Source organism: Streptomyces sp. NPDC107528 (assembly GCF_055639295.1).
On sequence record NZ_JBVKAV010000011.1, the window covers coordinates 406,879 to 428,521 of the forward strand.

General features: G+C 68.4%; 14 protein-coding genes and 1 pseudogene. 4 read left to right on the forward strand and 11 right to left on the reverse strand.

The features are described from left to right. Positions 1–101: 101 nt before the first annotated feature. Positions 102–536 carry a subtilase-type protease inhibitor gene (locus ACZ7L5_RS33190; protein WP_471521470.1) on the reverse strand — a complete coding sequence of 145 codons (435 nt, stop codon included), beginning with the start codon at positions 534–536 and terminating at the stop codon, positions 102–104. A 966-nt stretch (positions 537–1,502) separates the two neighbouring features. Here ACZ7L5_RS33190 and ACZ7L5_RS33195 point away from each other — a divergent pair. Then, positions 1,503–2,270 (forward strand): NPP1 family protein, encoded by a 768-nt coding sequence (locus ACZ7L5_RS33195; RefSeq protein WP_471521544.1) that lies wholly within the window; start codon positions 1,503–1,505, stop codon positions 2,268–2,270. A gap of 43 nt (positions 2,271–2,313) precedes the next feature. Here the strand turns inward: ACZ7L5_RS33195 and ACZ7L5_RS33200 are convergent. Continuing rightward, a pseudogene (locus ACZ7L5_RS33200) lies at positions 2,314–2,698 on the reverse strand (hypothetical protein); the annotation flags it as partial. A gap of 114 nt (positions 2,699–2,812) precedes the next feature. Here ACZ7L5_RS33200 and ACZ7L5_RS33205 point away from each other — a divergent pair. Continuing rightward, positions 2,813–3,211: a hypothetical protein gene (locus ACZ7L5_RS33205; protein ID WP_471521472.1), complete on the forward strand. Its 399-nt coding sequence runs from the start codon at positions 2,813–2,815 to the stop codon at positions 3,209–3,211. Between the two features lie 228 nt (positions 3,212–3,439). Here ACZ7L5_RS33205 and ACZ7L5_RS33210 read toward each other — a convergent pair whose 3' ends face one another. Then, a complete protein-coding gene (locus tag ACZ7L5_RS33210) occupies positions 3,440–6,982 on the reverse strand; it encodes a SpoIIE family protein phosphatase (protein ID WP_471521474.1) in 3,543 nt (1,180 codons plus the stop codon). A 542-nt stretch (positions 6,983–7,524) separates the two neighbouring features. Here ACZ7L5_RS33210 and ACZ7L5_RS33215 point away from each other — a divergent pair. Both ACZ7L5_RS33215 and ACZ7L5_RS33220 read left to right on the forward strand, forming a co-directional pair. Next, on the forward strand, positions 7,525–8,271 hold the full coding sequence (locus tag ACZ7L5_RS33215; RefSeq protein WP_471521476.1) for a serine hydrolase: 747 nt from the start codon (positions 7,525–7,527) through the stop codon (positions 8,269–8,271). A gap of 62 nt (positions 8,272–8,333) precedes the next feature. Beyond that, the gene (locus ACZ7L5_RS33220; RefSeq protein ID WP_471521546.1) at positions 8,334–9,167 is read left to right on the forward strand and encodes a DUF4436 family protein; all 834 of its coding nucleotides are present in this window, start codon (positions 8,334–8,336) and stop codon (positions 9,165–9,167) included. 664 nt (positions 9,168–9,831) lie between these two features. On the opposite strand, the gene ACZ7L5_RS33225 is transcribed toward ACZ7L5_RS33220, so the two are convergent. The 8 genes from ACZ7L5_RS33225 to ACZ7L5_RS33260 all read right to left on the reverse strand — a co-directional run bounded on the left by ACZ7L5_RS33225 (position 9,832) and on the right by ACZ7L5_RS33260 (position 21,191). Continuing rightward, positions 9,832–12,609 (reverse strand): glycosyl hydrolase, encoded by a 2,778-nt coding sequence (locus ACZ7L5_RS33225; protein ID WP_471521478.1) that lies wholly within the window; start codon positions 12,607–12,609, stop codon positions 9,832–9,834. A gap of 668 nt (positions 12,610–13,277) precedes the next feature. Next, entirely contained in the window at positions 13,278–14,474 is a 1,197-nt protein-coding gene (locus ACZ7L5_RS33230) for a S8 family peptidase (RefSeq protein ID WP_471521480.1), read from the reverse strand. 1,037 nt (positions 14,475–15,511) lie between these two features. Further along, complete coding sequence (locus tag ACZ7L5_RS33235) at positions 15,512–16,384, reverse strand: hypothetical protein (protein ID WP_471521482.1); 873 nt, start codon at positions 16,382–16,384, stop codon at positions 15,512–15,514. Between the two features lie 615 nt (positions 16,385–16,999). Beyond that, positions 17,000–17,455 (reverse strand): peptidoglycan-binding protein, encoded by a 456-nt coding sequence (locus ACZ7L5_RS33240; RefSeq protein ID WP_471521484.1) that lies wholly within the window; start codon positions 17,453–17,455, stop codon positions 17,000–17,002. Between the two features lie 672 nt (positions 17,456–18,127). After that, positions 18,128–19,735 (reverse strand): polyamine aminopropyltransferase, encoded by a 1,608-nt coding sequence (locus ACZ7L5_RS33245; RefSeq protein WP_471521486.1) that lies wholly within the window; start codon positions 19,733–19,735, stop codon positions 18,128–18,130. Between the two features lie 12 nt (positions 19,736–19,747). Beyond that, positions 19,748–20,185 carry a DUF350 domain-containing protein gene (locus ACZ7L5_RS33250; protein WP_362385322.1) on the reverse strand — a complete coding sequence of 146 codons (438 nt, stop codon included), beginning with the start codon at positions 20,183–20,185 and terminating at the stop codon, positions 19,748–19,750. Positions 20,186–20,283: 98 nt separating this feature from the next. Continuing rightward, positions 20,284–20,688 (reverse strand): DUF4247 domain-containing protein, encoded by a 405-nt coding sequence (locus ACZ7L5_RS33255; protein ID WP_471521488.1) that lies wholly within the window; start codon positions 20,686–20,688, stop codon positions 20,284–20,286. Further along, positions 20,685–21,191: a DUF2617 family protein gene (locus ACZ7L5_RS33260; protein WP_471521490.1), complete on the reverse strand. Its 507-nt coding sequence runs from the start codon at positions 21,189–21,191 to the stop codon at positions 20,685–20,687. The genes ACZ7L5_RS33255 and ACZ7L5_RS33260 overlap by 4 nt, the downstream gene beginning before the upstream one ends. Positions 21,192–21,643: the final 452 nt, after the last annotated feature.

Genomic DNA, 21,643 nt, shown 5'->3' on the forward strand with positions numbered 1-21,643 from the left:
GGAGAGGGGCCCTTGTGGTTGCTGTCGACACGGGCTGGGGGGATGGCGACGCAGTACGACCAAAGGGCCCCGCGGGTGGGGCGTCTACTGATTTGTGGGGCTCAGAAGGCGAACGCCGACGCCCCCTGCGTTTCCTTTATGCAGGAATTGGCGAAGGTGTGCTCGTAGTTCACCCGCGTACCGCGCCATACACCTTCAACGGTGACGACAATGGGGCGGTATTCCTTGGTGCAGGGCCGTCCCGTCTCGTTTCCCCGGAGGGTGGCTAAGCGGTCGAGGTCCCCGTTCACGCGGTCCAGGTCCGCACAGGCTTGTCGCGGATCGGTGTGAGTTCCCGTAGTGGTGTACGCACAGTTCACGGTGACCGCGCGCTCCGGTGCTGTCATGGCGGCCTTCTCGCCATGACCGGTGGTCATGACCAGGGACGAAGGGGTGTACAGCGAGGCTGGGGCGCTGTGGGCGGGCTCGCTCAAGGGACCCGCGAGGGATGCGGTGAGCAGGGCTCCTGTCATTGCCCAGCGTGTCATCGGTTGCATGGTGTATCTCCTTTCTGTTTGCGGTGCTCAGTGCCTCGTAGTACCCGTCTTGTTGCGCCCATCCCATGGTGAGGCAGTTGTCGTCGTTGCTGTCGTGGCAATTCAGACCAGATTGCGTATTCAATCAGTGGCTTGATTGGCTGACCCCTCTTCACGGTTGAGGAGGTGGGCGGCTTTTCATTCGGTTCGTCGGTTGCAGGTGTGGCCGATGTACTCGCGTGCGAATTGGCCTGAAATTGGGAAGGGTGTTTTCGGCCCGGGGTTCGCGCGCTGGCTTGAGCCGTCTCGGACGGGGGCTGGCCCCAAGGAGCCGTCCAGCCGGCCGCGGGTTGGGTGAGCCGGCCGAGTCGTGGGCGGAACGCCCTGCCGAAGTCCGGCCGGCCCAGTGCGGCGAGGTCGATGCAGCGGATCTGAAACGCGGGTGACCGGCTCAAGCAGCTGACATTCGATCAGCGCATGGTCGGCGACTGGACGTTGTGCAAGGGGCGGGGCGCGGCGTGTGTGTGCGGTCTTGCTCCCCGATCACATCACACTCGACGTGTGGGGCAATCCGTTGGTCGACGGGATACCGATCCCGGCTCGCCCGGTGAGACGCACACGTCGTGCAGTCGCCAACTGCCGTAACTCGCCTCGAAATTCACGGTTGGGTGGGGCCCCGGCGGCTGTCGGCTGCGCGGACCACGGTCCGTCCGTAGCGCCAGAACGACGGGGGCGGCCCCCGCCGCGGAGCGCACGCCGCGCACGCCGCTGCCGTGGCGGGGCCTCACTCAATCGCTCAGGGCGTTTCCGTTGGCTGACACGCTCGGACTTGGTGCGGCCTGCCGGTTGTGGAGGTCCTGGCGTGTGCCGGACTCGACTCCCCGATTTTGCTCTCCTCCCTCTTGGCGTGGAGCCCTGCCACCAGGAGTCTGTGCTGGACACGTCAAAGTGGCCTTGATGTAAAACCGTGGCTTGCTGGAGGACTTGGTGCTGAAGAGTGGACGGATCCGAAAGGCTCCGGTGATCGTTGCGGGTGCCTTTGCCTTGGTGTTCGCGGTTCCGGACGTTGCTTTCGCCGCTCCGCCGCCAGCGCTACCGGCCAACGCGGACGCCCTCGACCGCGCCTTCCAGCCCGGGTACGACTACGACAGTGACGGCTGTTACGCGGTGCCCGCGATGGGCCCCGACGGCTCCATCAACGGCGGGCTGAAGACCACCGGGTCCCTCAGCGGGAGCTGTCGGGATGCATCGGACCTTCTCAACACCAACGGGTATTCGCGCTCCAAGTGCAACAACGGCTGGTGCGCCGTCATGTACGCCTCGTACTTCGAGAAGGACCAGGCCATCCCGGGCTGGGACCCGTTCGGGCACCGGCACGACTGGGAGCACGTCGTGGTGTGGGTGCAGGACAACGAGGCGAAGTACGTCGCCACCTCAGCGCACGGGGACTTCGACATCTACCCACGCGACAGGATCCCCTGGGACGGCACCCACCCCAAGGTCGTCTACCACAAGGACGGCGTGTCCACGCACTGCTTCAGACCCGCCAACTCCCAGGACGAGCCGCCGGAAAACCATCAGCGGACCTGGCAGTACCCCGCCCTGATCGGCTGGAACGGCTACCCGGCCGGCCTGCGCGACAAGCTGGCCGCCGCGGACTTTGGCAGCGCCCACTTCGGGCTCAAGGACGGCAGCTTCGAAAGCAACATCGCCGAGGCGAAGCCCTCGGGGATCCCGTTCGACCCCCACGCGTGAGCTCTCGGGTTCTGGACTTCGTCCCCCTCGGCATTCTGACCGTTCAGGAACGGCCTGGCGTCTGGAGCTTGTCCCACAACGATGCGCGAGACGTTGCAGCAGAGCGGGCGAGAGAGGCAACGAAGCCGGCGAGGGCGGTGAAGTCGTCCTGCCGCAGACCGATGTGTGGGTTGACATGGTGGAGCAGCGCCGGGGCGGGGTGGGTGGCGGAGATCTGGGCGTGGTCGGCGACTTCCGGTGGACTCCGTCCGGCCGCTCTCGCATCAGGTTGTCGCCGATGTCGACGAACGGCAGTGGCGGGAGGCCGAGGACTTGGCCGATCCACTGGTTGACCTCGCCCATCCAGCCGCTCGCCCAGCACAGATCGAAGCCGAGGTCAGCAGGGCCTTGCCGTGTCCGGGGTCCAGCCACATCGTCTCCGGCCGCCTGTACGACCGCGTCCTGACGGCGGTAGCGCCCAAGGCCAACGGTAGGCCCGGATAAGCTTCCTGGGAGGCTGGCGTGTAACAAGGCGTTACGGAAATCATGAAGGATGGCGACGAATGGGCCTCAATCCTGATCATCGTCGCACAAGTGCGACGGACATGGATTCGAGACGGCTGGACCCCGCAGAATTGAAAAGGATCCCCGAACAAGATGTCAGCCTGCGCGATATCAGATGGCTCGCTGCGGTCGATATCGACCGTGCGTCCCTAGAGGAGCGCTGGGGCAGGCCGGAGACTGTCCGCGACAGCCTCGCAGAGTGGGTTTGCTTTGCCTTCTCTCCAGCAGAGGGAGAGGCGTTCTTCCTGCAGCGGGAGGTGGACAACTCTCCGACGCCGCAGTTCGGCCTCAGCGTGACTCGGGCTCTCTTTTCCGCAAAGGTCGCCGAGCAGATCGTCGAGGTCCTGGGGATTGCCGGGGCACGGGTGACACAGCTGAACGACGAGGCCAGTCAGTAGTCTCCACCGCGATCGAGGCGGCGTCGATTGTTGGTCACTTGCCGGTGATCCCGGCATCGTCCCCCCGCCTCGATGTCCGGCAGGAATGGCTCGATGTGTGCCCGGGCATCAGTCAACGACACCTCAACAAACGATCAGTTGATCCGAAGCAAGGTTGTTCTTGATACGGCCCATCCGGCTGTCTATCCGCCAGTAGGCCCACGCAGTAGCGGTCCGGCGTATGACACTTCAGTCGGCCTCGGGGGCGCGGGTTGGAGACGACGGTTCGGCGGTGGCGGCGAGCAGGGCGGTGTCGTCGTCGACCCGGTCGGGGGTGTTCAGCAGTTCCAGGGCTCGTTCGGTGATCTGCTGGGGGTTGGTGCGGGCGGCGGCGGGCAGCGTGGCGCAGGTCTGACGCAGGGCCTCCATGCGGCCGTCCAAGGACAGCGCCCGGTTCTCCACCAGGCCGTCTGTGTACATCAGCAGGCTGGTGCCGGGCGGGAACGCCACCTCGCGGTCGACCGGGGTGCTGCCCAGTCCGAGCGGCAGCGCCGGGGGCAGGTCCAGATAGGCGCTGTCGGTGGCTATCAGCAGGGGCGGCAGGTGCCCGCTGGCTGCGTAGCGCAGGCGGTGGCGGTGTGGGTCGTAGACCGCGTACAGGCAGGTGGCGAAGTGTTCGGCGGTGAGCGATTGCATGTAGGCGTCCAGCCTGGCCAGTACCTGGGCCGGGCCGGCGCCCTCCATCGCGAGGCTGTGCAGGGCGGAGCGGAGTTGGCCCATCATGATGGCGGCTTCCACGTCGTGGCCCATGACGTCGCCGATGGCCAGCCCCACGGCACCGTCGGGCAGGGCGAGCACGTCGTACCAGTCGCCGCCGACCTCGGCGCCCCGGTTGCTGGCCCTGTAGTGGGCGGCCAGGCGCATCCCCGGCACCTGGGGCAGGCTGTGGGGCAGCAGGGCGCTCTGCAGGGTCAGGGCGAGGCGGCGCTCGTTGTGGTACCGGGCTGCGTTGTCGTAGGCCAGGGCCAGGCGGTGGGCGAGGTTCTCCAGATATTTGTGTTCCACCGCGGAGTAGTCGGTGTGCCGGACCAGTACCAGGGCTCCCAGTGTCTGGTCGTGGGCGTGCAGTGGCAGGGCCAGTACGGATGCGGGCGGCGGGTTCGGGTCGGCTGGGGCCGGGGCGGTGCCGTTGATCGCGTGGGTGGCAGCGGTGGCCAGGGTCTCGCGGGCAAGAACGGGGGCGCCGGCGATGTATGCCGGGGGCGACTGTGCCGGGGCGTGGTTTGCGGTGGTGAGGTGGATGCTGATCTGGTCGGCGAAGTCGGGCAGCAGGATCTGGCCGACCGTTTGAAGTATCCGGTCCGGGTCGAGGGTGGCGGACAGCCGCAGGCCCGCGTCGGCCAGCGAGCCCAGTACGGCCAGTTGGTCGCGGGTCTCGGTCAGGACCTGCTCCCGCAGCCGGGACAGTTCCAAGCCGGTGCGGACGCGCGCCAGCAGCTGGCGCGCGGAGAAGGGTTTGGCCAGGTAGTCGTCGGCACCGGCCTGTCGGCCCCGCACGGATTCCTCTTCGCCGGCGCGGGCGGTGAGCAGGACGATGGGCAGGCGGGCGGTGCGCGGGTCGGCGCGTAGCGCCCGGACCAGCTCGAAGCCGTCCATGTGGGGCATCATCACGTCGCTGAGCACCAGCTCCACCGGCTGCGCCAAGGCCAGCTCCAGGGCGGCCCGGCCGTCGGCGGCGAGCAGTACGTCGTAGTCGGGTTCCAGAAGCTGGGTGAGGTAGGCGCGCATGTCGGCGTTGTCGTCGACGACCAGCAGGCGGGCCCGACGGGGGCCGTTGGGTTCGTGCGGCCCAGGGGCGTGGAGGGCATCGCGGGCCGCGGGGGCGGGCGGCGTGCGCGCCCCGGGGGTCGCAGCGGCGGGGACGGGGTCAGCCGTCAGCCAGCCCAGCGCCTCGTCCACGTAGGCCGTGACTCGGCCGGACCGGCCGCCCCCGCCATCCCGGGGGCCATCCCTGGGGGTTTCCCCGGGGGAACCGGCGCCGGCCGCGGGCGGGGCCGGGTGGGGCCGGTGGGCTGCGGCGAACGGGAGGTCCACGGTGACGCTGGTGCCCTGGCCGAGCCGGCTTTCCACGCTGACGGTGCCGCCGTGCGCTTCCACCAGGTCCTTCACGAGCACCAGGCCGAGGCCGCTGCCCTCGTGGGAGCGGGAGCGGGCGCCGCGGACCCGGTAGAAGCGTTCGAACAGGCGCGGCAGCTCGTCCGCGGGGATGCCGGTGCCGGTATCGGTCACGGTCAGGCGGGCGCGGTCGCCGGCCGCGGTCACCTGCACTTGGGCGCCGCCGGTGAAGGTGAACTTCAGGGCGTTGCTGAGAAGGTTGAGGATGATCTTCTCCCACATCTCCCGGTCCAGGGACACCGGCTTGGAGAGCGGCGGGCAGTCCACCTCCAGCGTCAGCCCGGCCGCCTCGAAGGCAGAGCGGAACACCCCGGCCAGCTCGGCCGTGGCACCGGCGAGGTCGACCGGTTCGAGGGCCGGACGTATCTGCCCGGCATCGGCCCTGGCGACCTCCAGGAGGGTGTTGACCTGCTTCAGCAGGCGCAGGGCACCGCGCTCGGCCAGCTCCAGCTGCTCGCGCCGCTCGGGCCGGTCCTCGTCGGCCAGGGCCTGCTGGAGCGGGCCCAGGAGCAGGGTGAGCGGTGTGCGCAACTCGTGACTGACGTTGGCGAAGAAGGTGGTCTTGGCCCGGTCCAGCTCGGCCAGCGCCTCCGCCCGCCGGCGCTGCTCGTCGTGGGCGAGGGCACCCGTGAGCGCCCCGGCCACGGCGGCTGCGAGCACCTCCAGAAAGTCCCGGTAGGTCCCGGCAGGCGGGAAGCAGGGGTTTATGCCCACGACCAATACGCCGCCCACCTGGCCCGCGCTGTCCAGCGGCAGAGCCAGCGCCTCCTCGACCGGAAGCCGGGAGGACGCGGCGTGCCGGCCTGTGGTGTTGCCGCCGGTGAGTGCGGCGGCCGACAGCGTGGCAGGGGCACCGTCGGCGACGACCTGCGCCAGCCGAGCCGCGACCTCCGATCCGTCGGCCGCATTCAACGAGACGGCCTCGGGTGCCTGCTGGAGCCCGGTGGAGGCCGCCGGATGCAGCATGCCCGGCTCGGAGGCCAGGTACAGGCTCAGGAACGGGACCTCCTCGGGATAGGAGCCCAGCACCTCCGCGACGACGCGGGCGACCTCGTCCGGAGTGAGCAGCCCGGCGGTGCGGGCGCCGGTCTCGCTCAGCAGGCGCAGCCGGCGCTCGCCCAGTACCCGGCCGGTGGTCTCGGTGATGATCTGCAGCACCCCGCCGGAGGTGCCGTCCTCCAGCAGCACGGGCTGGAAGGAGGAGTCGAAGTAGCACTGTTCCGGAAAGCCGTGGCGCTCCATGATGAGCGGCTCATCGGGGATCAGCAGGGATTTGCGGGTGTCGGTCACATAGTGGAAGTGGGCGCTCACGGGGTGGGCCCAGACCTCGGGGAACACATCCTTGTAGGGCCTGCCGAGGGCCCAGGGATGCTTGGCGCCGACAATGGGTGAGGAGCCCAGGTTGTACAGCGTGGCGAATTCAGCGCCCCAGTACAGAGCCATCCCGTGCTCTGAGGTGAGCATGAGTCGCAGGGTGTCCACCAGGGGCCCCGGCCAGAACTCGGGGGGCCCGAGCGGCGTCGCCGCCCACTCGATCCCGGCCAGCAGCTCGCCGAAGGCGCCGGCCTCGGCGAACATCCGGGCCGCCGCGGTGCTCGGGTCATCGGGCCGGGTCATCGAGAATCTTCCTCCTGGCGCCTATGTGCTTCGCCCGCGCCCTCCCGTCGCTGCCGACAGCCGCTCCCGTCGGATCTTCCGTGCGGATCGGACGTCAGATCCGACGGTTCTGGCTGCACTGCTGCCCAAAATGCACTATCAAAATAGCCCAAACTGCGATTTTCTAAGAAGTGTAAACTTTCACGTTCCGTAATGCCGGGGCCCCGGCCCCCAGCCAGACGCTTCCGCCGTAGGGGCACCGGCCTCGCGTGCTGCCGGGCCGGCTCGAACATCCACCGAAGGGAGTCGGTCGTCCGTCGCGCATGCCGGGTACAGCGTCCCCTCTCGACGCGGTGGAATGAGGGCGAGGGTCGGGATGTCGCTGCGCTCCGGCGGGGGTGACTCAGCCGTCATGCCCGAAGCAGGCGGCGCGCTTCGTTGCCGCCGCGTCGTCCGCATGCACGTCCTCGGACCACGCCGTAGCGTGGAATACGTGCGTTCCGCCAACACCGCCTCGGCGTCGCCCGGGAGGCCCCGTGGCTGTCGGTAGGGAACGGGATCACATGGCAGAGCGCAGCTTCCTTATCGGGGCGCCGGCTGCCAGGGCGTCCTGGTCCTTCCGGCAACTCGGCCCGGTGCCGACCGGCGCCGCATCACGGCACACCGGTAGCGGCGCGTCCGCAGCGGACTTGATGACCTCAACCCTCCGAGTTCGAGATGGCACTGAGCCGATCTCGTTCCGGTGGCGAAAGCAGGTGGTGTCCGTGAATCGGATGGCGTCGTTGTGTCCCGCCGAGGGCGCCACGGCTGCGGTCGCACGGGCCCGTGTCGTGAAACCGCAGGTCTACGCGAGCGGCGATGACCGGGCAACGCGCATCGCGGAGGTGCTCCAGAAGCCGGTGCCTTCCCAGGGCGGCCCGGGCTGTGCGGCAGCGGTCGGCGTACGGGGAAGCCTTGGCGGGGAGGCGGGGAGAGGGAAAACCGATCTGCCGACAAGGCGCGCCATTACCTCGAAGACGGTCCTCGACATGTCCTCCAACTCCGGGCAATACACCGCAGACGCGGTTCTGTTGCTGGCGAGGCGGCGCCAAATCGCGCTCAACGACCCCCTGTCCGACTACCTCGACAACCCTCCGGTCTGGGCGCGGGACGTCACGCTGGGCGACCCGATGCGCCACACGAGTGGCATTCCCGACTACCAGGATCTGCTGGAGGCCAAGGGCCTCGAGCTGACGTATCCGGCCGGCCAGGCAGACCCACCCGACAACTTCCCTGCGGCCAACCAACTGCTGGGCATCTGGACCAAGTGATGCGTCAGGGCCGTCCGGCACCTGCCGACTCGCCTCGCCCGCGACGCTTCGGAAGGTCCATCCTGCCCGTGCTCATCCTCATCGCCTTCTTGATCGTGGCGGCGGTGGCCGTTGGCTCGTGGCTGCAGTTCACCGAGCGCCAGGCGGTCGACACGGTGCACACCGTCGGTTCCTCGGCCCCCGACCGGGTGGATGTGGAGGCCGTTGTCCAAAGCGTCGATGCCGCGGGCAGAGAGCTGGTACTGCGGGTCTGGGTGACCCCGCGCGGGACCCTCGGCGAGGCGAACGGGGCGGCCCCGGTGGCCGACCTCAGCCTTCAGACCTCAGGGGCGACCGTCAACGACCTGGAGTTCGCAGCGCATGAGCGGCTCGCGACGAGCGACGTGCACGTTGCGCTCACAGGCGGATCGATCAGTGACTACCCGTTCGACACCTACGAGACCGACATCGCGTTCCGGGCGCAGCTGGGCGGCAAGCAGGTGCCGGTACGGATGCTGTTCTCCAACGCCGACACGCTCTTCTCGATCTCCGCGGAGCCTGCGCCTTCCCGGCAGGAGGCCGTGGTGGCGCTGGAGCTGGCACGATCGGGCAGCCTGCTCGTCTTCGCGGTCTTCATGATGGTGGTGATGTGGGCGCTGGCGGCGGCCGTGCTCATCGGGGCCTGGTACTTGACGACCAGCAGCGAGGGCCTGGTCTGGCCCGGCCTCGCCTGGATGGCCGCCACGCTGTTCGCCCTCGCCGCGTTCCGCAACACCGCCCCCGGCACACCCCCGATCGGCTGCGTGCTGGACTGGTTCGCCTTCCTGTGGGCCGAAACCATCATCGCCCTCTGCCTGATCACCGTGGTCATCACCGGCGTCAACAAGGCACTTCACCGGGACGTGCCGCCCACGTAGTGGCTCCGCCAAACTGGGCCGGCCACGCCCACGATCAGGCGTATGTGGCGGCATGCCAGGATCTGAGGCGGGTCTACGGCATCTCCCTTCCGGGCCCACCGCTGGGCTCCGACCGTGTCCTGGGTCCCGCTGGGCGCGCCGGGCACCCGGAGTTGGTCCTGCCGACCGAAGTCGAGCACACGGGCCCTGCCTACTTGCAGCGCAGGAACACCCACCACACGCCGTGCGCGCTCGACGAAGCACTGGAGCGGCTGCACCTCCCGGGCCCCGAGCCGGCTCGGCCGGCTCACCAACCACGCGCCCATGGCCGTCGAGGCGCCGGCAGCGCACGGCCGGTCCGATGCCGTGCGCCGCTGGCTCCACCTCTACGAGCGGAAGTTGGAGGAGTTCCCGGCCGCTGTGGCTCCGATCCCGGTGCCGGATGGCAGGAGGTGCTGGGGGCTACCCCGTCGACTCACCGCGCGCAGGGCGGAATCCTCTTGGCGGCGCGGCCGTCAGAGACTGAAGTGGTTAGGCCGCGATCTCGCAGTCGGCGCAGCGAATCCTCGGCCGCGCGGATGATCCAGCGGCGGGAGTTGCCGCGCCGGTTGTGATCACTGCCCGGAGATGGCCGTGCGGCGGGCACCGGAAGAGCGCCGTTGCCCGCCGCATGGCTCTCGCCGGATCAGCTGTACGGGATCACCAACACGGACTTGTCCGTACCCGTCTGCAGTTTTGAGGCGCCGTTGCCGATGGCGTTCCAAACTTCGAGACGTACGGTGCCGCCCTTGAGGGTGCCCGGTGTGCCCGTGGACGCCTTGAGACCTCGCGCCTGCGTGTACTCCTCCCACCCGGCGACCGGGTCGGTGGCGAAGTAGTTGTAGGTCTCGGTCCGGTCGAAGGTGCCATCACCGGTGAGGTCGTAGCTGACCCGTGCCTGTTGGCCGAGACCGACCGTGGTGCCGGCGTCCACCTGGAGCCGGAACGTGGTTCCGACGCCCGGGGTGAGCGTGCCGTTGACTCCGCGGACCTCGTAGACGAGGGGTTGGTGCGGGGTGCCGTCGTGGTTGGTGCCGCCGGCGGAGGCGATCGTGTCGCTGCCCAAGGTGCCATCGGTCGCTGTGGTCAGGACACCACCGCTGCGCAGCTGGAAGGTGTTCCCGGTCGGCGGATCGGGGTCGGGGTCCGGGTCCTGCGACCCCGACCCGGTGCCGGTCGCGGTGGAACGAGCCGGCACGGAAAGGGTTTTGCCGTCCGAGAAGGTGACGGTTCGGGCCGACGATCCGTGGTTGTGGGCGACGTAGGTGCGTGTCGTCCCCTTGGTGAGGACAGCGGAGGTGGGGATGTCGCCGGTCACTGTTGCGTCCGGGGCGCCGAGCGCGTCGAGGGTGTTGATCCAGTGGTAGGTGTGTGCCTTGGACTCTCCCTGCTCGGGGGTGTATCCGGCGTTGCCCGCGTCCCACTTCACCTTGGCCGTGGCCGGGTCTGCCAGGGACTGGAACTCCCAGAGGATGTCGCGCCATTCGACGGCCGGCCCTCCGTTCTCCCGCTCCATCTCGGCGATGTTGCGCCGTATGGCGGCCTTCTCACCGCCGAGATGGAGTGATCCGCCGGTGACGGGCAGGACGTTGATGCCGTGGATCTCCTCGGGGTTGGCGGTCCACCAGGTGGCGTAGGCGGCGCCGCTGCCCCAGACCATGCCTGCTGTGTCGTGGCCGAACGAGGAGGGGAAGACCTGCTCGTCGGCGTCGAACCAGTACTGGGCGATCGATTCCGACTCGGTGGTCAGCAAGTAGGTGCCGAGGTCACGCAGCGAGGTGTCGCCGGTGGCGGAGCCCCAAAGGACAAGGGCCGCGCTGAGGTTGGTGGACTCGGAGGAGGACTCCTGGTTGTTGCCGGCCGCGAAGCCCTGGTGGCCGGATGCCCAGCTGTGGCCGGCGTAGACGTCGAAGCCGCGCAGGAAGGGGAACGAACCGTCCGTGCGGCTGGGGTTGGCGGTGTCCCGCACGAGGGTCTTGACCATGCCGCCCCACGCGGAGTCGGCGGCCCATCCCTGGTCGTACTGGGCGACGATCGCCGCCGCGTAGACGTAGTAACTGTAGTGGAAGTGGTGGTCGTTGAGCTCGGTGTCGCTGCCGTAGGACGCGGGATAGCCGGTGAGGGTCTTCCAGTCCTTGTCGTAGCTGAACTCGTTCGCGCCACCCGCCGTGAACCATTCCTGGAGCTTGCCCTTGATCAGGCCGAGAAGCCTGTCGCGGATGCCGGTCTCACCGATCTGCTCGGCGACCGGAACGAGTTGGGCGAGGCGGCCGAGGGCTTTGCCGGTCCAGTAGGTGTCGGTGGCCCCGGAGAAGGGGTCGGCAGCGTTCACGACCTCGTTCAGGTATCCGCGTAGCCGGGCGGCTTCCACACCCTTCGACTTCGGCAGTGCGGGCAGGACCGCCGCCGCCTTCTGGGTCGTGGTGAACGAAGCCGACTCGCGGACCTTCATGGTTCCGCGCGGTGAGACGTACGTGTAGGAGGTCAGGGCGTCCGTGGTGTTCAGCCACTGGTGGCGGTAGAGCGCTTGGAGTGCGCCGCGCTCGGTGCCTTCCTTCGCCTCCGTGGTGAGGGTGTAGGTGGCTTTCACCGTGCCACCGGTGTAGCTCCAGGTCACTTTGGAGTCGGTGACGAAGCTGTAGGCGTACTTCTTGAAGGTTGCCAGCGCGTCGGTGTTCGGCAGTACGGCGACGGAGAAGTAGTCCTTGGAGCCGAGACCGGCGGTGATGGTGGAGCCCGCGACGTTCCAGTCGCTGCCGGTCGGCGCGAAGAGGGCGTAGTGGTGCCCGCCGACGGTGATGCCGAGGACGTTGGTCTGGTCGGCGAAGACGGTGGGCGCACCGGCGGTGGTGACCTGGGCGTTGCCGCCGGAGCCCTTCGCGTATACGAACGGGGAGCCGTGGCCGATCGTGGTGCGCAGGGTGCGGGCACCGTCGGACCACAGGGGAGTGACCGTCCAGTCGGACCAGTCGTCGGCCTTGGTGTCGGGGGAGTTGAGGCCGGTCAGTCCGATGGTGAGGTCGCGCTTGTGGGCGTACTCGTACTGTCGGCCGTCACCGACGATCGCGGGCGACGTCGGGTAGCCGACGTCGAGCCCGCCGGCGGTGGCCTGGTAGGTGAGGGGATGCCCGTACATGGGGGTCGACCAGGGGTTGTCGCCGTAGCGCTGGAAGGCGAGGGAGGACCACCAGTCGTTGGTGGGCACAGGCCGGTTCCGGGCGGCGGTGGTCAGCTTGGGTGTAACGGGTGTGCCCGTGTTGGTCGTAGGGCCCGACGTGCCGGCGGGCCGGGTGTCGGAGTAGCTGCCGGAGCCTACGGGAACGGTAGCCGCGGCCGCCGGTGCGGCGGCCGGGACCAGGCCGACGACGGCGAGCGCCGAGGCCAGCAGGAGTATGACGGCCGGTCTGGTGCGTGGGGATGGCATGCGGCACCTCAAGTCTTCACAGAAGAGGAGTCTGAGAGCGCTCTCAGATGGCCGGAACGTAAAGCCTCTGTAATGCACGTGTCAATGCATTGAACGCGCCTGGGAGTTGACGACGAACCAAGTCCGTTATGTCTTCGTCCCTTGATGATGTAGCTCGGTGTAGCTCGGTGTAGCTCGGTGTAGCTCGGTGTAGCTCGGTGTAGCCGGCTCCCGGCGGGCGCGGACCAGCGCTGCGGCTGCAGGTTCCGTTGTGGCGGTCGGTCCGGCTGAATGTCCCGTGCCTGTGACCAGGGTTGCCGCCGTCTGACTCCGTGCGGCGGAACGTTCCCAGGCGCACGACCGCGTCGGTCACCGACGCGACGTAGGAGACGACTGCTTGGTGCAGTTGCTGATTGTCCGCGCTCAGCCGCCACCTCAACCCGCCGATTGCTGTCTGCGGCGGGGGCGGGGGCGGGGGCGGGGGCGGGGGCGGGGTGGTGGTGGGCGGGGCTGGTCAGAGCCATGAAGCCCCGGTCACCGCGGGCGCGGTGACCGGGGCTTCACTCCGTACCCGTCCCGGGTGAGCAGCCGGCGCTCGGGTCATTCAACCCGAGCCTCGCGACATCCCAACAGACGGGGTGAGGGCCCGGGGCCCGACGTTTGGCCAAGCCGGGCCCTCACCGGGGGTGTTACTCGGTGATCTTCAGGAGCTTGTTGGGTGTGCCCGCACTTGGGCTGGTGATCTTGTCAGGGGTGGCGCCGTTGGTCAGGGCGGTGGCGACGTCCGCCGGAGCGGCGTCCTGGTGCCCGGCGAGGTAGACCGCGGCCGCTCCGACCACGTGGGGGGTGGCCATCGAGGTGCCGGAGAGAACCTTGGTGCCCTCGTCGCTGTCGTTCCACGCGGAGGTGATGTCCGAACCCGGCGCGTAGATGTCCACGACCTCACCGAAATTGGAGAAGTCGGACTGGGCGTCTTCCTTCGTGGACGAAGCGACGGTGAGAGCCTCCTGAACGCGGGCCGGGGAGCCCTGGCCGGCATCGGCGGAGTCGTTGCCCGCGGCGACAGCGAAGGTGATGCCCGCCGCGATCGCCTTGCGAACGGCCGCATCGAGGGCCTCGTCGGCGCCGCCGCCCAGGCTCATGTTGGCAACGGAGGGTCCCTGGTGGTTCTGGGTTACCCAGTCGATGCCCGCGACGACCTGCTCCGTGGTGCCCGATCCGTTGTCGTCGAGGACCCGCACGGCAACGATCTTCGCCTTCTTCGCCACGCCGTGCGCGGCACCGGCTATGGTGCCGGCCACATGCGTGCCGTGACCGTTGCCGTCGTCGGCACTGTCGTCATTGTCAATCGCGTCGAACCCATGCGTGGCGCGACCCTCGAAGTCCTTGTGCGAGATGCGGACACCGGTGTCGATGACGTAGGCGGTGACGCCCTCCCCGGCGGCGTCAGGGTAGGTGTACTTGCTGTCACCGGCGGTGTCGGCCTGATCGACGCGGTCCAGGCCCCACGACGGCGGGTTCTGCTGCTCCGCGTTGATCGTGAACTTCTTGTTCTGAACCACCTTTGCGACGGCCGGGTCGGCGGCCAGGCGCTTGGCCTCTGTCTCTGAAAGACCGCTGGCCGAGAAGCCGTTGATGGCGGAGCGGTAGGTGCGCTTCAGTGTGCCGCCGTACTCCTTGGCCAACTCCTGCTTGTTGGCCTGCTGGTCGAGCATGACGATGAAGCTGCCCGCGACGGCGCCGTCGGCGTTCGCTCCGTAGATCTTGCCCTCCGCGGGCGCCGCGGCGCCGGCGGAGAACGGGTTCAGCAACGTGACGCCTGCCGCGGTGACCGCGACGGTGATGGCGGTGAGCCGGATCCGGTTCGAGCGCTTGTGAGTTGCCATGAAGAGGGGTCTCCTCGCCGGTTTTTGTGGGGGGTTGAGCCTTCAACCGCAGAATCTCCGGAGATCTGCGGCGAAAGCCGTGACTCATTGATGTGCTCATGCAGTGGATTCCATGCACTCGTAATCCGATCAGCCGCGGGTCAACGCGGGAACCGGACAGAACCAGCCCTGCCGCGACACGCCCGGCTCTCCTCCGCATGTATGGGGCTTCAGTCGAGAAACCGTGAACCTTCCCTCCGTCGCCGTGTCGAACCGGTTGGGCAGGGCAGACGCGCGCGCTGCACGCGCCGAGCGGTGAAAGCCGTGCGGAAACGAGGGTGCCGTGAGGAGACACAGCAGGAAGAGAAGCTACTCGCAGGTATTGAATCGGCTTGAATGATCTGGGTGTTGGGCTTCCGCTTCGCTCAACTCACCCTGATTCGTGTTCTTGCGTAGGGTGTGTCCCTCGATGGGATCAATGGGTGGCTGCGGGGCCTGAATCGGGTGTCCATGTTGCCGTGGCGTGAGAGGACTACCTGTCGTGACCGGCGCCGCCGTGCTGCCGCTGGACGCGGCGGCAGGCCCCGAGGCTCGGCGCCGTGACGCACCGCGGCCGTCCGCTCGGCCACGGAATCCACGCTGGAACGGCCTCCACCGAACCCGCGGCGTACAGCGGCGGGTTGACGGAGCTGCTAGATGGACGGGTGGTTCCTCGGACCCGAACGTCGCTCGTTCTACGCAGTCATGGGGGCCGTGCATCATGCGACGAAGCGGACCGCCGAGCCATTCTGGATTGGACCCGTACGTGTTCCGCTGCACCCTCTCAATCTGGCTGGGGCGATCCCTTCGGCACGTGCTCCGGGCGCGGACTCACGCCCCGCGTGGTCGTCGTGGCCCCGCTCGACCCGAGGCGCGAAAGTCCGCTTCGCCAAACCAGCCGGTGTGCTCACGTCCTGGTCTTCGAGGCCCCACAACCTCATCAGCTCCCACAGGGAGCGCTCGAAGTCTGTTTGCAAGTCAGGCAGTGCGTACCTCGTGCCATCGTCGGCGATGGCTCGTCAGGCTCGAGGAGCGCACCGTACCGCTGTGGTGATGACAAGTCCGGGCAGCACAAGCGTGACTCCAGCGAGGGTATAGACCAGCCACGCCGGCATCGACGTCCAGTGATGCCGGCCAACGCCGACAACGCACCCGCCTGCTACGGCAAGAAGACCGCCCACGGCCACGGCATTCCTGGCCGCGACCTGAACGCGACGGTTCAGATGTATCTCGTCACGCCAGTGCGCAGGCCACCCGGCCGCGGTGACTCCACTCGGCAGTGGGGCGGGTGGTGGCGGGGCCGGGGGGAGGGGCTTCCACCAGAAGAAGAGGATGGCCGCCATGAAGGCGACGCCGCCGACATACACGAGTGCGGTGACCCAATCAGCAACGGGCTGTTGGAGCACGGAGTTGTTGTACGCGTCGGCCGACACCATGACCATCAGCATGGAGAACTGTGCCGCGACCTGGATCAAGCCACGGAAGAAGCGGACTTCACCGTGCTTGTTGCGATCGTAGGCCGGCAGCAGCCAGGCAAGCGCGACGATCACGATCAGCGCGTCGGTGGCGAGGATGGCTCCCGAGAACAGCTGCTCCGTGATGGCGCGGATGCACACCAGCTCCCCGGATGTGAGGGCGTACAAGTACGACGCCGTCGCAAGGCCGATGAAGCAGGGCAGGAAAAGCTTCAGGCCGCGTGAGGCGTGCCCGTCCCCGCCCGCAGGGTTCTTCTGCCCGATGACAGTGACCAGACCGGCGAAGACGAAGCCCGCCATGATGCCGCAGAAGGCGCTCATGGCCTCCGCCGACGCTATGGAGCTCCAGTCGATGCCGTCGGTGCCTGACGCGCAGGTGTCGGGAGTGAAATTGGTCGGCTCCCCGAGGAAGGTCATAGCGGCCGATGGTGACAGCCTGGAACAGCCTCTACATCCGGATCAGCCCAATCGTGACGGTCTGTCGGATGCACGGGGAGCGCACACCAGATGCAGCATCGCGAGTCGGCTCCGCCCGCAGTTGGTCAGTCACCGCCGAGACCCGCAGCAGGTGCGCCCGGCAGGGCCCTTCTCGTGTTGCCGTCACCCCCTGTCCGCTGGTGTTCGGACATACTGCTGACCAGGGCCGCAGGGGGCATACGCGCTGGTGTGGCCGCCGACTACTTCGCTACGGAGGATCTGCGGGGGAAACGAAGTGCAGACCCGTGGCGTGATCCGCGGCGGCCGTGCGTCATGTCCGCCGATGCGCGGACACAGTCCAGCAGATTCGCCGGTCGGGCTCCTGCCCGGGTCGCCATACGGGTGCGCAGGCGCCGTGCCGGAGCAGGTCGGCCAGCGGCATCGCGTGGACGGGGACGTGTCGAGGAAGGGCGTCAGCGGGTGGGTGCGGGTCTGAGCCGACGTCCACCGAAGTCTCAGACCCGTTTTCGCCAGGAGCCGTGCCCGTACCGCCGTAAGCTCCGCCGCCGGCCGGCGCGATAGTTGCTCACCGATGACCGGTGGGGAACGCGGCTGTCAGGGGCACGCCCTCGCGGCGAACCGCTTGAACGCGGCCTGAGTCCCCGATCCGGCGACTCCGTCGATACCGCCGGTGTAACCCCAGCTGTCCGCCAGCAGGCGTTGCAGCGCCTTCACCGTGCCGCTTCCGACCACTCCGTCGATGCCGCCCGTGTAACCCCAGTTCGCCTGGAGATTGCGCTGCATCGCCTGCCAGCTCTCGGTACCCAATCGCCCGTCGAAGCTGCCGTGGTAGCCCCAGTAGTCGGTCAGGAAGCACTGGACGTTCTTGGCCTCCGAGGTGCTGAGGCCGAGGTTGTTCACCGCGCGCGTGGCGTCGGCCCGCGCGGTCACGGCCGATGGCGGAGCCGCCGGGGCGGACACCGCGACGCTCGCACCTGCCAGGCTGCCGATGGCGACACCGATGGCGGCGGTGAAACTGATGGCTGTCCTTATCAGTGGACTCGTTCGCATCTGTGCTCCTTCGGATGGAGGTGGCGACCGGCACGGGTAGCGCGCTGCTCTCCAGCCGTGTCGGTGGCCTCGATGGAACTGAGTCCAGCAGCCCCGAGAATGTTCGGCAGGCCCCTCGCCCGGTACGAACAAATCGGTGTGAACGCCGCCCTCCTGGTGCTGGCGCGGTCGGCGAGCTGCCACGCGCCGCTCTGACTCGTCCAGTGACCCATGGCGGGGCCCCGAACGTCCGAGCGACGTCGAGACTCGGCGACATTGGCCCATCCATCCGACCCTGGTGGCATCGGAACTCAGCCACAACGACATCCGCTCCAGCACGCACGGCCACTCGAAGTCGAGCGGCGGCGGACACCGCACGCCTGCATCGCGGAGCTCGACGAGGCGGCCCCGAGGTGAGCGGGCAGGCAGGTGTTCGGTGAGAGGCGACATGCCCGTGCGGAGGTGGTCAAGGCGCGCGACTGTACGGCTACGGCCTCCGCATCCGGTGCTGGGGCCGGGTTCGCAGTTCCCGAATACGAGGGGGACGGCATCCAGCAGCGGCATCAACTGGGTGACGTCGTGCGCTTGCCACCGTGGCCCGCTGGGTTCAGTCGGGCAACCGGTCGAGACCCGGCCCCGCGGTGGCCTGGGCCTGATACGAACAGGCCCCGTTTCGTAGCAGGTGACCGGCGGTCAGTAGTTCTCCCACTCGTCCTGCACGTACTCCAGCACGGCCGGGTCCATCAGCGTGCTCGGCCGGACGTCCTGGCGGCGGCGGTCCACGGGGAACACTGCGGCGGCCTTCAGGACCGCCTCGTCCAGGTAGCGCAGTTGCGGGGCGCCAGATGCCAGCCGAAGTGGTGGGGACGTACCGCCGCCCGGGGTGGCCAGGACGAAGCCCCAGTTGCCGAAGCTCGGTACGTCGACCTGGAACTCGGCGGTCGAGTAGCCGGCCGTCTCGATCGTCTTCGCGATCGACCAGTACGTCTTCGGTGCGAAGAAGGGCGACCCGCTCTGCACCATCACCCTGCTCTGCGGCGTCAGGACCTGCCCGAGCAGGTGGTAGAACTCGACCGAGTACAGCTTGGCCAGCGCTGCCGTGTCCGGGTCGGGGAAGTCGATGACGACCGCGTCGTACCGCTGTCGGGCACCGCGCAGCCAGTTGAAGGCGTCGGCGTTGACCACCTTGACCCTCGGGTCGTCCAACGCCTTGTCGTTGAGGTCGCGCAGGGCGTCGAAGTCACGCGCGAGCCGGGTCATCGCCGGGTCCAGTTCCACGAGCGTGACGTGCTGTACGTCGTCGTAGCGCAGTACCTCGCGCAGGGCGAGCCCGTCGCCGCCGCCCATGATCAGCACGTTGGCGCGGGAGCCCGCGAGCGTGGGGTGGACGAGGGACTCGTGGTAGCGGTACTCATCGACGGAGCTGAACTGGAGATCGCCGTTGAGGAAGAGGCGGATGTCCGGTTCGCCGGTGAAGGCCGTGGAGCGGGTGACGACGATCTCCTGGTACGAGGTCGTCTCCGCGTGGACGATCGGGTCCCGGTACATCTGCTGGCGCGCGGTCACCTCCAGGTCGTCCGCGAACGCGTACGTCGTCCCGAGCACGGCCAGAACCACAGTGACCCCGGCCAGCAGGGCGTTGCGCACCCATCGCCGGATCTGCCGGCGGAAGATGAACACCACCACGATGACCCCGGCCACCGCGTTGACGGCGCCGACCACCAGCGTGCCCTTCAGCTGGCCGAACGTCGGCAGGAGCCACAGCGGGAAGCCCAGGCCGCCGACGAGCGCTCCGATGTAGTCGACGGCGAACATGTCGGCGACCGCGCTGCCCGCCTCCTGCCGACGGATCCGCTGGAGGAGGGTCATCAGCAGCGGGATCTCGGCGCCGATCAGCAGGCCGACGGCCACCGCGACCACGATCATCGCCGGGGTGTAGAGCTGGAGCCAGGCGAACGCCGCGTAGAGCACCAGCACCGACAGCCCGCCGACCAGCGCCAGCACGCCCTCCACGAGCGCGAACGCGCCCACCGCGCGGCGGCGCAGGGGTTTGGCGGCCAGCGAGCCGAGCCCCATGGCGCACACCATCACGGAGATCACCACGGAGGTCTGAAGCACCGAGTTGCCGATGAGGTAGCTGCCAAGGGCGGTCAGGGCCAACTCGTACACGAGGCCGCAGGCCGCGCAAAGGAAGACGGCGAAGAGCAGCAGGAAGCGAGCCCCCCGGGTGTGCCGGACGGCCGGGGGACGGGAGGGTGCCGCGGAGGCTTCGCGGCCTTGCAGGGTTGTGGTGGCGCTCATCGAGGCGCGCCGTTACGAGATCGCCGCGCCGACCATGAACCCGGTGCCCAGGTACATGCCGGCCTGGACCCAGGCCGCGGGGTGCGGACGGCCGTCCTGGTCGTCCAGGACGACCGCGCCCATCTGGCCCGGAGTGAACACGCCGATCACGATGCCGACGACGGTCATCACCAGCACCCCGGCCAGGCCGTACAGCAGCGTGCTGATCAGGCCGTAGCCGAGGCCCTGTTCGGACTCGCTCGCCTCGATGGCCTTCATGATGACCAGACCCACGGCGACGGACTGGCTGCCCAGCAGGACGGCCGCGCCGCGATTCCGGTCGGTCCATACCACGTGGTACAGCTTGCCCGGCGTGACGAGGTCGAGGGCGATGAAGCCGACGGCCATGACGACGAGGCCCGCGACTCCGTAGAGCAGGGCCTGGCCGGTCGACTCGAAGATCTCGGTCACTGCGTTGCCTTTCTTGGGGGCGGGGTCGGGGCGTGATCAGGGGCTGTGCGGGAGGAGCATGGGAGGCGTCGGGTGATGATCCGGCCGGTCAACGGAGGCTATTTGCCTTCGCCGGGGCCGCCGCCGCGGAAGCTCGCGCTGTTCGGGTCCGGCCAGTAGGTGAGATGCCGCTGGTGGCGGCGGTAGCCGTTGCGGTAGTCCTCGATCTCGATCAGGCTGCCGCTCCGGTACGGCGAGACGGTGACCATGTCGTCGCCGTAGCGCAGGAACTCCATGGCGTCGCCGGAGGCACGGTCCATGGCCGTCCGCTTGGTGTGGATCGCCTGGGCGACCTGGCTCGGGGTACTGTCCGGGTCGAGCCAGTCCGTCCCGGTCGCGGTGTACGTCTTCTCGATCCAGTCGCGCGGGACTGCTTCGGAGTCCCCGTCGCTGGAGCAGGCGGTGAGCAGGGCGGCGGCCAGCACGGCCGCCACCGCTGCGCGGACGAGTCGGGCGCTGTTCATCGGGCCTCCAGCCGGCTGTACGTCGATACGATCTGACCGTTCTGCGGATACGTGTGCCAGGTGCGCCAGACGAGCCCGGCGCCGTACGGCCCCTCGACCGTCTCGACGACCACCGCGGTGACCGCCTCCGGCGAACCGGGGAAGACTCCGCACAGGCTGTGCTCGGCGTCGGTGGCCTGGCCGAGGACCTGCGTCACCTCGGCACTGAACTCCTCGGGAATCAGTCGGCGGGTGATGGCGCCGAAGTCGTAGACCCAGCCCGGCAGTTGACGGGTGCAGGTCTCGGGCAGACCCCGCACCGCGCCCTGCAGACAGGCCACTGTCTCCTGTACGGGACCGGCAAACACCTGGTGCGAGGCTCCGAGCAGCCGCAGCCGCACGTCCAGCCCGCCGAGCGACACCACACGTTCTGCTAGCGCTGGACGCTCCGTCAGGTCCAGCGAGAAGCAGAGTTGATCCGCATCCGTGTCCAGATAGGGGGCGTCCAGAGAGACGGCGTTCACACGGCCCCCGGTCGTTTCTTGCCATGATCGGCGCCCGAGTATGACACATGTGTTCGTGGGATTTGAGGGGTGGGGGAGGGGTAAGGGTGAAGGCCTCCCATCTTGTAGAGGTCATTCCGCGCACGCTTTCGCGCAAGCCCTTCCCCCGGGGGGCGGGAGACAATTCCGTGACCGGGCCACCTCGGGGCAGCATCATCCATCGTCACGGTGGGCGGGCGCGCGTCCTGATCTCGACTGCTCTCCACGCCGGTTGAGGGCCGGGTCAGCTCACGATTGGCTTCCCGGACCGCCGCCAGATCGGTCGGATCCTCCTACCTCTCCAACTGCCGAATTCGTGCGGGCAGTCGGATGGTCCGGGCAGTCGGAATGGTGCGGACCCGCGCGTCCGCGAGAGCGGCCTGGATCGAAGCCTTGGAGGTCCTCGACGCGTGGTCCCGCTAGGCCGGCTCAAG